Consider the following 8,328-nt stretch of genomic DNA (forward strand, 5'->3'; position numbering starts at 1 on the left):
CCCCCACCCTCCGGGGACCCCTCCCTCCGCCGGCACCTGCTGGACGCGCTACAAAGACTTCCCCCCGACCACCGCGAGGCCGTGGTGCTCAGCAAGGTGGAAGGCTGGTCGTTCGACGAGATCGCCGCGCTCCGGGGAATCAGCGCGGGCGCGGCACGACTGCGGGCACACCGGGGCTACGAAAAGCTCCGTGAGCTCCTCAGCGGGCTGGGAGAGGCGTGATGAAGGCGCCCATCGACATCGATGCCCTGCTCAACGAGACGCCTCGCACGGACGGCGCCTCGCTCGAACGCGCCCTCGCGAGCGCGCGCGGAGAGCTGGCCCTGCGCGAACCCGTGCGTCGCTGGCGCACGCAGGCCGCGTGGCTGATGGCTTCGTCCGGAGGCCTGGCCATGGGAGTCGCCGGAGTGATGCTCGCCAGTGGCGCGCTCACGGGCCCCGCGCTGCTGGAGCGTGTTCCCCTGCTGCTGCTGTTGCTGGCGACGAGTGCCGTGTGCGCCTGGGGCGCGCTGTCTCCACGAGGGCACGGGTTGCGTCGAAGCGGCGTGGGGCTGGCGATGGCCTGCGCGGCGACGCTCGTGCTCGCGCGCGGCTCTCCCAGCACCACACCTTCGCTGCCAGCCTGGGTCTGCACAGTGAGCCACCTGGCCGTCGGCGCCGCTCCGCTCGTGGTGGCGCTGTGGATGTTGCGCGGCGCGGCCTTCCAGCCCCTGCGTGCCCTGAGCGCCGGGCTGTCCGTTGGGACGACAGGTGCCTTCGTCGGCGAGCTGGCCTGCGAGCAGGACTGGCGTCACGTCGCCAGCTACCACCTGTTCGCCTGGGGGCTCATCTGCGTGATGGCCCTCGTCCTGTCACGTCACCTCAAACCCCGCTCCTACGCCCCATGACCCTGGACCCCTCTCTCATCGTGAGCACTGACGTGGACGGAGCGCCGGTGCGAATCGGAGAGCCCGTCACGGTCATCAGCGCGTCGTCGGACGGAACCATCAGCCCGGGCTTCCTCGGTCGCACCGGCACCGTCGTGGCCCTCGTCTACGACGACCCTGGCCTCCAGTACCCCTCCGACCCTCTCATCCAGGTGCGTGTCGACGGGCTGGGCGAAGACCTCTTCTTCCCGGACGAGTTGGAGCCCCAGTGGGCCCTGCAACGCGCCGCCCGCCAGCGCCGCGAGGACCGCGAGCGGGCCGTGCCGGGAACGCATCGCGTGCAATAGCCAGCACCGCGACAAGCCAGGGCGACAATTCCTGGATTATCAAATTAAGATGAATTGCAGGTCAGGACTCACCCATACTCCCGTGCCACTCCATCGGAGGGGCCTCCGCGCCGGTGGAACGTGCCCGTGGCGGAGGCTGAACGCAATCGGGGGAGTCCATGAGAACCGTTTTCCTGAAGTGGGTGCTGCTGGTCACCTGCCTTCAAGGCCCGTTGGCCTCGGCGCAGGCGCAGATCTCCGTCTGGCATGCCTTGAATGGACAGACAGAGGCAGCCTTCAACAGTTCGGTCCAGCGCTTCGAGGACAACAATCCCAGCCACACCGTGGCGGTGTCCCAGTTCTCCAGCCAGGAGGACCTCTACACGAGCCTCATGGTCGCCGTGGCCGGAGGCAACGCCCCGGACGTGGTGGTGGGCAATCACACGATGGCGCCCGCGCTCCTGGAAGCTGGCATCGTCGCGCCCTATTGCATCCCCGGTGAGTGCCCCGAGTGCGAGTCGGCGAATCCTCCCCGTTGGTGCGCCTATGCCTCCAATGGGCTCTACAACGACTTCTCTTCCTACAGCGGTTATGGCGGCTTCGAGGCGAGCATGATTCCAGCGCTTCAGCTGGACTCCAACCGCTGCGTACAGGAGGACTGCGCGGAGTGCGCCGCCCCCACGCCGACGGGCTTCGCTCGCCCCCTGTACTGCGATTACATCCATCGGTCCTCGAACCTCGACATCTTGCAGGCGGGGTTCGCGGTGTGGAACGACGAATGGGAATGGGTGTTCCCCATTGGCAGGCCCGCCTGGTGGAGCCACCTCGCCTACGCGGTGGACCTGAGCTGGCTCGAGCAAATGGGCCTCGAGATGCCCGCGACGATTCCCGACGCGGAAGAGACCCAGTCCCACGCCAGCGGCATCCACGCCTACGACCTGGATGGTGAGTACTGCGGCACCGTGCCCTACCGCTTCAAGATACCCGGGTGGGTGGGTGGCCCCCTTCCGGACCCCTGGGAGAATGCGAACATCTTCATCGTCCCCTCCGAGCAGCTCGCGTTCCTGTCCGAACACCGTCCGGGCTTGCAGGCCGCCGTCATCGAGGGGCACCGACCGGAGATCATCGTGACGGGCGCCTTCGTGCTCTCGACCACCCAGGAGCGGAGCGCCGCGCTCGAGTTCATGTACGAGCTGGGAAGTGACGAGACGCAGCTCGAGGGCGCGCTGGGCACCACGTTCCTGCCCACGAACAACGGGGCCTTCGAGAACACGTTCGACCTGGTGCCTGGACTCCGGAACTCCGCGCTGGGCGGCGTGCTGGCACCGAGCTATCAGCAATAGTCCGAGGGTGAGGGCATAGTCAGGGGGTGGTGACATCCCCTGACGACGCTCCGCGCCCGCTGGGTCGCAAGGCCTACGGCTCGATTCCCCACCTGCCTGGCTCCCGCACCGGCCCCGCGGACAAACACCTGTCACTGGAGCTGGCGCACATCTGCACCGAGCGCCTCCGCGACGCGCGTGATTCCGTCATCGTCCTGGAGAAGCTGGACGGCTCGTGTGTCGCCGCGGCCCGGCTGGGAGACGAGGTCATCGCGCTGGGACGCGAGGGTCGGCTCGCCGCCCACTCTCCCAATGAGGCTCGTCAACTCTGGTCCTCGTGGGTCTCTACCCACGCCGAGCGCTTCAAGGCCGTGCTCCAGCCCGGCGAGTGGCTCGTGGGCGAGTGGCTCGCGCTCGCCCACGGCACCCGCTATGCGCTGGCGCACGAGCCCTTCGTCGCCTTCGATTTGATGCGCCAGGGTGCTCGCCTGCCCTGGGCCGAGCTCACCTCCCGCGTCCGCGCGGGTTGTTTCACCACGCCGGGCGTCATCCACGAGGGCGGCCCCTTGAATATCGACACAGCGATGGCGCTGCTTCCAACGGGCGGGTTCCACCACGCCCTGGACCCCGTCGAAGGGGCCGTGTGGAGGCTCGAGCGCCAGGACGGCGCGGGTGTCAGGGTGGAGCTGCTGACCAAGTATGTCCGTCGCGACAAGGTGGATGGGAGCCTCCTGCCGGAGAACACCGGGCGTCCCGCCATCTGGAACTGGCGCCCCGCGGCGCTCCCATCGAAGGAAGTGCTCCCGTGACTCGGGCCCTCTTCGTCACCGGTAACCAATACAAAGCCGACGAGGTCTCCCGCCTGCTGGCCGGCCTCGACATCACCTGGAAGAAGCTCGCCCTGCCGGGGCTCACCTCGGCGGAGGACGGCACTTCCGCCCCGCTGGACCTCGACGGCATCGCGAAGCGCAAGGTGCTGGCCGCCCATGCACACCTCGGCGAGCCCTGCTTCGTGGAAACCACCGCCCTGGAGCTGGACGACGGAGAGTGCTTCACCGGCGCCCGCTTCAAGAAGGAGCTGCTGGCCCTGGGTGAGCGCGCCTTCTTCGCGAAGCACGGCGGCCGCCGGGGCCGCACCCGCGTGGCGGTGGCCTTCTCCGAGGAAGGGGACCCGGACCGCGTCACCCTCTTCGAAGACGCCATCGAAGGCCTGCTGCTCGCCGCGCCCCGGGGCGACGGTGGCTACGGCTGGGACGGCGCGTGGTTGCCAGACGGATACCAGCGCACGCTCGGGGAGATGGCTCGCAACAAGTTCTTCCTCAACATGCGGCACCGCCCCTATCTGGAGCTGGCCGACCGACTGCGAATCGCATCTCCGGGTGGCGCTTACGAGGCGCACCTCACCGTCTCCGCCCGCACCGAGGAGGACCTCCAGCGCTTCCGCGCGTTCTGCGACGCGGCCTCGGTGAAGTGCATCTTCATCGAGCTGGGTCGAGGCGCCGAGCCCTTCCAGCCCATGACGGCCTCCTACCACCACGGCACGCTCCGACAGGCGCTGGAGGAAGTCAGGGGCATGGCGCGCGCGCTCGCGAGCGAGGGCTTCGACGTGACGCGTATGAAGCTGGAGGCCCTCGGCAAGAACCGCGACATGCCCGAGGACGATGAGACCGCGCGCGCCCAGCCCGCCAACTACTTCGAGTTCCACGTGAAGGCCCTCATCCCCGCGAGCGGCGAGGGACTGGACACGCTGCATGCCCGCTGCACGAGGCACGGCGCCCACCTGTCACGCAACGCACGCAAGCTTCGCGAGGACGGCGCCAGCGAGCGCTTCGTCACGCTCCGCGTCCACCACCTGGGCAAGGCGAACGCCGACGCACGCTTCAACGCACTCCTCGAAGACCTCTCCGGGCTGGGCCTGACGCTGACGCAGCGACTGCGGGAGTTCACCGTCTACGACTCCAACCTCGGGCTCGACCGGGGCTGGCTGGAGACCTCTTCATGAGCGCGCACACCCTTCCCCTGCGCGCGGGAATCGCCGTCCTGCGCCGCCTCGCGCGCTCGCCCGACGCACCCGAGCTCGTCCTCCGAGGTGGGCTGATGATGCGCCGCTGGAGCGGCCCGGTGCCTCGCCCCGTCGAGGACCTCGACTTCCTCGCGGGCTTCCCCTTCGACACACGCGAGTCCGTCGACCGGATGGGGCGGTTGCTGCGGGATGACACCGGAGACGGCTTCACCTTCGGCGCCCTCCGCTCCGAGGTCATCTGGGAGGAGACGGAGTTTCCCGGCGTGCGTGTCCACGTGGAGACTCAGTTGCCCGGGGTGCAGTCACCCTTCGAGCTGCGCATCGACCTGGGCTTCGGCGACCCGATGGATCCTCCTCCCGAGTGGATCGACTACGAGTCCCCGGACGCGGCTCCCGCACACGTCCTCGCCTGTCGCGCGGAGACACTGTTCGCGTGGAAGGTGCATGGCCTCTTCGAGCGCGGCAAGGGCCGCTTCCGCCCGAAGGACCTCTTCGACGTGTACCTCCTCACGCGGTACGCGCCCCTGGACGCCGCGCTCCTGCCTCCCGCGCTGCGCCTCGCGTTCGACGCACGCGGGGACTCGCTGGCGCTGATGGAGCGGCTGGTCGACAACGACTTCGGTCGCAGCCCGTGGAGCCTGGAGAAGTGGGCGCGCTACCGGGCCAGTGAACCGGAGGGACGCCCCGAGCAGCTCGCGGACGTGGTGACAGCCGTCGCCCAGGCGCTGCGCCCCGTGTGGGAGGTGGCGCGAGCACTACCGCCCTCGCGCCCCGAAGTCGCGCGCCGTGTCAGTACGACGCGGTGAGGCCCCAGTGGATGCTGGAGTACGTGTCTTCGGCCACGCCCCCGTTGTCCCAGCCCGTCCGCGTGCCAGGGCCACTGAAGGTGTCCTTGTAGCGCGACACCTTGAAGCGCACCTGGTAGCCGAACGGGCCCCACAGCTCGCCGGCCACGCCCAGCTCCGCTTCCCAGCCGAACGTCGACACCGAGGTACCGTAGTCACTCACTTCCAGGTCCAGCGCTCCGCCCTCGTCGTCGAAGCCATGGCCGGGCTGAGGGCTGATGAAGAGCTGTCCCGCCGCCTCCAGGCGCACCTGGCGAATCAACGGCACCGACACCTCCAGGCCCACCGCGGGATACAGGCGATGGGTGCCCGACAGCGGGCTGTCCGCGGACTCGTCCACGTCGAAGGAGCGCGTGAGCAGGCCCGCACGCGCGCCCGCGTAGCCGAGCAACTGCGACGAGCCCAGGCCGAAGTAGTAGCGATACATCGCCTGCGCGGTGAGGACCGAGTCGGTGGCCACCACCTCGCGCGTGACGGACTGGCCCGCGTCGTTGAACAGCGTCACGTTCGTGGACGCGTACCCGCGTCGATAGCCCAGCACCGCGCCCAGGCCCCGCAGCGGCGAGGCGTGTCGGGCCAGTGGCAGCAGCTCCAGCTCCGCGGAGATGCCCAGGTACGGCACGGTCGACTCGTAGTCCGAGCGGTCCCCGAGCTGCTCATCCTCGCTCTTCCGGTCGAACTCGTCGCAGGACTTCACGCCCGGACGCGCGCAGTACTTGCGCCACGTCGTCGTGCCACCCAGCGTGAGCCGGGCCAGCGGCGGTCGCACCGGCTCATTGCCCACCGTGCCACCCGAGCCGGTATCCAGCGCCACCTCGAGGAACGGGTCCGTGGTGGTGTGCGACTCCGGGTCCTCGTCCATCGGCGGGGGACCGTCTGTCGGCTGCGGACCGATGGCCACGACCTCCGGCGTCTGCTCAGGCACCTTCGCGGGGCGCTCCGCCGGGGGAAGCGGCTTCGGCGACTCGACGGGGCGCTCCGCGACGGGAGCGGGCACCTCCGGCCTGGGAATCATGATGGAGCCGCCCTCGCCCGGGGCGGGCGGCGGCGTCTTCGGCGGCGGGGCCTCGGCCACGACGGGAGGAGGCGCCACCGGCTCGGCGGGCTGGATCGGCTCGGACGGAGTGACACTCGCGGGCGGCTCGAAGGCGCGGGGAGCGCTCGACAGCGACCCGACAACGGCGAGCACGGCGCTCTTCGCCTCGGCGGAAGACAGCTTGCCTCGGGTCAGCTTCACGTCCTTCTCACCGAGCACGGCGCCGCTCGCATCCAGCACTCGCACCGTCAGGCCCGAGGGGCCCACCGTGCCCGTGACGGCCGCGTCCAGCTTCATCCTCGGCGCCACGGCGACGAGCCCTGCATCCGTGAAGAGGGCGGCGCCCTTCAGCCCGTCCTTCTTCGCCAGCGTCGCGTACTGCTTGAGCGACTGCACCTTCACCTGCTTCGAGCGGCGAAGGGCGGACTCGAGCTGTCCGCGCACCTTGCCGCCGCGATCACCCTCCACCGTCAGCACGACGAGGCGCTTGGGCTCCTCCCTGGGCGCGGCCGCCTTGCGAGTCTTGACGGCCTTGGGCTTTGCCTTCGCCTTGGGCGCCACCACCTGGGCTGGCGCCGCGCGCTTCTTCTTGACGACCTGCGCCGACGCCCCCGGAGAGGCCAGCGCCACCGCCACGAAGAGCACCAGGCCCCAGCGAACCATCGCGTGTTGGGTGTTCATCATTCAGGAGTGGAAGGTTCACCCACCCCGCACGCGAAGTCCAGGCTTGCCCGGCCGTCCGGTCAGGCGTTGAGGTGCGCCGGAGCTCCCACCACCGTCTGGCCGGACGCGGAGGACGGCTCCGAATCCAACCCACCGAGGTCCTCCGAGCGCTCCGTCTCCGCGACGTATTGCGCGCGGCCGATGCCCAGGAAGTCGCGGCGGTAGATGCGCACCATGGCCATGAAGATGGAGGCGATGAGTGGCCCCACCAGCAGGCCCATCATCCCGAACACCGCCAGCCCGCCGAACATGGAGAGGAAGACGAGCAACGGGTGCAGCGCCATGCGAGAGCCGCACAGCCGGGGACGGATGACGTTGTCGATGCTCCCGACCAGGAACGTCCCCCAGGCCAGCAGGAAGACGCCCTCGCTCACCTGGCCCACCGCGATGAGCACCGCGCCAATGGGGCCCCACACCAGCGCCGTGCCGCCCACCGGCACCAGCGCCACCAGCACCATGGCGGCGCCCCACACCCCGGCATGCGGCACACCGGCGATGAGCAGGCCCACGAAGCCCACCGCGCCCTGGATGAGCGCGGTGATGGTGTTGCCGTAGACAATCGCGTAGGCGACGTCGGTGAACTCGCGCGCGAAGGCCTCGAAGTAGCGGCGGTCCAGCGGAATCAACCGCATGACCTCCGCCACCAGCCGGCGACCATCCAGGAAGAAGTAGTACATGGCCACGGTCATCAGGAACATGTTGATGATCAGCTCCGTGCCCGCGCCCACCACGTCCTTCAGGAGCGCCGCGCCGCCCGTCACCGCCGCCATCAACGTGCGCTCCGTCTCCGCGCTCTCCAGATCCAACCGGATGTAACGGCTCAAACCCCGGGGCAGACTGGACGCGAACTGGTGGCGCAGGTCCACCTGCTCCAACAAATCTTGCGCCTGCCCCACGAACTGGAACACCTCACGCGCCACCATCCACCCCACCAGCGCCAGCGGTGCGAGGATGAGGAAGAACACCGTGAGGGTGGACAACCCGGCGCACAGGGGCTTGCGGCCCCGCAGCTTCTGACACAGGTAGTCCTGCACCGGCATGAACAGGACCACCAGGAAGCCGCCCAGCAACACGGGCATCAGAAACGGCAACAGAATCCTGGAGAACAGAATCAGCGCGAGCGCAAACAGCGCCGCGAACACGTAGTTCGACCACCGCCGCGAATCAGCCACCGCCCCACCCCACCC

General features: G+C 69.2%; 9 protein-coding genes. 7 read left to right on the forward strand and 2 right to left on the reverse strand.

Features of this window, described 5'->3' with window-relative positions; translation table 11 throughout:
- From HR086_RS41960 to HR086_RS41990, 7 genes are all read left to right on the forward strand, one after another.
- Positions 1-222, forward strand: a 222-nt coding sequence (locus HR086_RS41960) for an RNA polymerase sigma factor (RefSeq protein ID WP_174468425.1), incomplete at its 5' end; no start/stop codon positions are given.
- Positions 222-887, forward strand: coding sequence for a DUF1109 domain-containing protein (locus HR086_RS41965; protein WP_174468426.1), 666 nt, complete (start codon positions 222-224; stop codon positions 885-887). The genes HR086_RS41960 and HR086_RS41965, both read left to right, overlap by 1 nt.
- Positions 884-1,213 (forward strand): Carotenogenesis protein CarS, encoded by a 330-nt coding sequence (locus HR086_RS41970; RefSeq protein ID WP_174464231.1) that lies wholly within the window; start codon positions 884-886, stop codon positions 1,211-1,213. The genes HR086_RS41965 and HR086_RS41970 overlap by 4 nt, the downstream gene beginning before the upstream one ends.
- 158 nt (positions 1,214-1,371) lie before the next feature.
- Positions 1,372-2,535: a hypothetical protein gene (locus tag HR086_RS41975; protein WP_174468427.1), complete on the forward strand. Its 1,164-nt coding sequence runs from the start codon at positions 1,372-1,374 to the stop codon at positions 2,533-2,535.
- 29 nt (positions 2,536-2,564) lie between these two features.
- Positions 2,565-3,323, forward strand: a complete 759-nt coding sequence (locus HR086_RS41980; protein ID WP_174468428.1) for an RNA ligase family protein — start codon at positions 2,565-2,567, stop codon at positions 3,321-3,323.
- The gene (locus tag HR086_RS41985) at positions 3,320-4,516 is read left to right on the forward strand and encodes a non-canonical purine NTP pyrophosphatase (protein ID WP_174468429.1); all 1,197 of its coding nucleotides are present in this window, start codon (positions 3,320-3,322) and stop codon (positions 4,514-4,516) included. The genes HR086_RS41980 and HR086_RS41985 overlap by 4 nt, the downstream gene beginning before the upstream one ends.
- Positions 4,513-5,343 carry a nucleotidyl transferase AbiEii/AbiGii toxin family protein gene (locus tag HR086_RS41990; RefSeq protein ID WP_174468430.1) on the forward strand — a complete coding sequence of 277 codons (831 nt, stop codon included), beginning with the start codon at positions 4,513-4,515 and terminating at the stop codon, positions 5,341-5,343. Before HR086_RS41985 ends, HR086_RS41990 begins: the two co-directional genes overlap by 4 nt.
- Here the strand turns inward: HR086_RS41990 and HR086_RS49000 are convergent.
- Positions 5,327-7,102 (reverse strand): hypothetical protein, encoded by a 1,776-nt coding sequence (locus tag HR086_RS49000; RefSeq protein ID WP_254626686.1) that lies wholly within the window; start codon positions 7,100-7,102, stop codon positions 5,327-5,329. The two genes, HR086_RS41990 and HR086_RS49000, sit on opposite strands and share 17 nt — an antisense overlap.
- 59 nt (positions 7,103-7,161) lie before the next feature.
- Entirely contained in the window at positions 7,162-8,313 is a 1,152-nt protein-coding gene (locus HR086_RS42000; protein WP_174468431.1) for an AI-2E family transporter, read from the reverse strand.
- Positions 8,314-8,328 lie beyond the last annotated feature (15 nt).

Source organism: Myxococcus sp. CA039A (genome assembly GCF_013336645.1).
GTDB lineage: Bacteria > Myxococcota > Myxococcia > Myxococcales > Myxococcaceae > Myxococcus > Myxococcus llanfairpwllgwyngyllgogerychwyrndrobwllllantysiliogogogochensis.

Coding starts and splice junctions, on each gene's coding strand:
- HR086_RS41965 (WP_174468426.1), top strand. CDS start 222: ATGAAGGCGCCCATCGACATCGATGCCCTGCTCAACGAGACGCCTCGC.
- HR086_RS41970 (WP_174464231.1), top strand. CDS start 884: ATGACCCTGGACCCCTCTCTCATCGTGAGCACTGACGTGGACGGAGCG.
- HR086_RS41975 (WP_174468427.1), top strand. CDS start 1,372: ATGAGAACCGTTTTCCTGAAGTGGGTGCTGCTGGTCACCTGCCTTCAA.
- HR086_RS41990 (WP_174468430.1), top strand. CDS start 4,513: ATGAGCGCGCACACCCTTCCCCTGCGCGCGGGAATCGCCGTCCTGCGC.
- HR086_RS49000 (WP_254626686.1), bottom strand. CDS start 7,102: ATGATGAACACCCAACACGCGATGGTTCGCTGGGGCCTGGTGCTCTTC.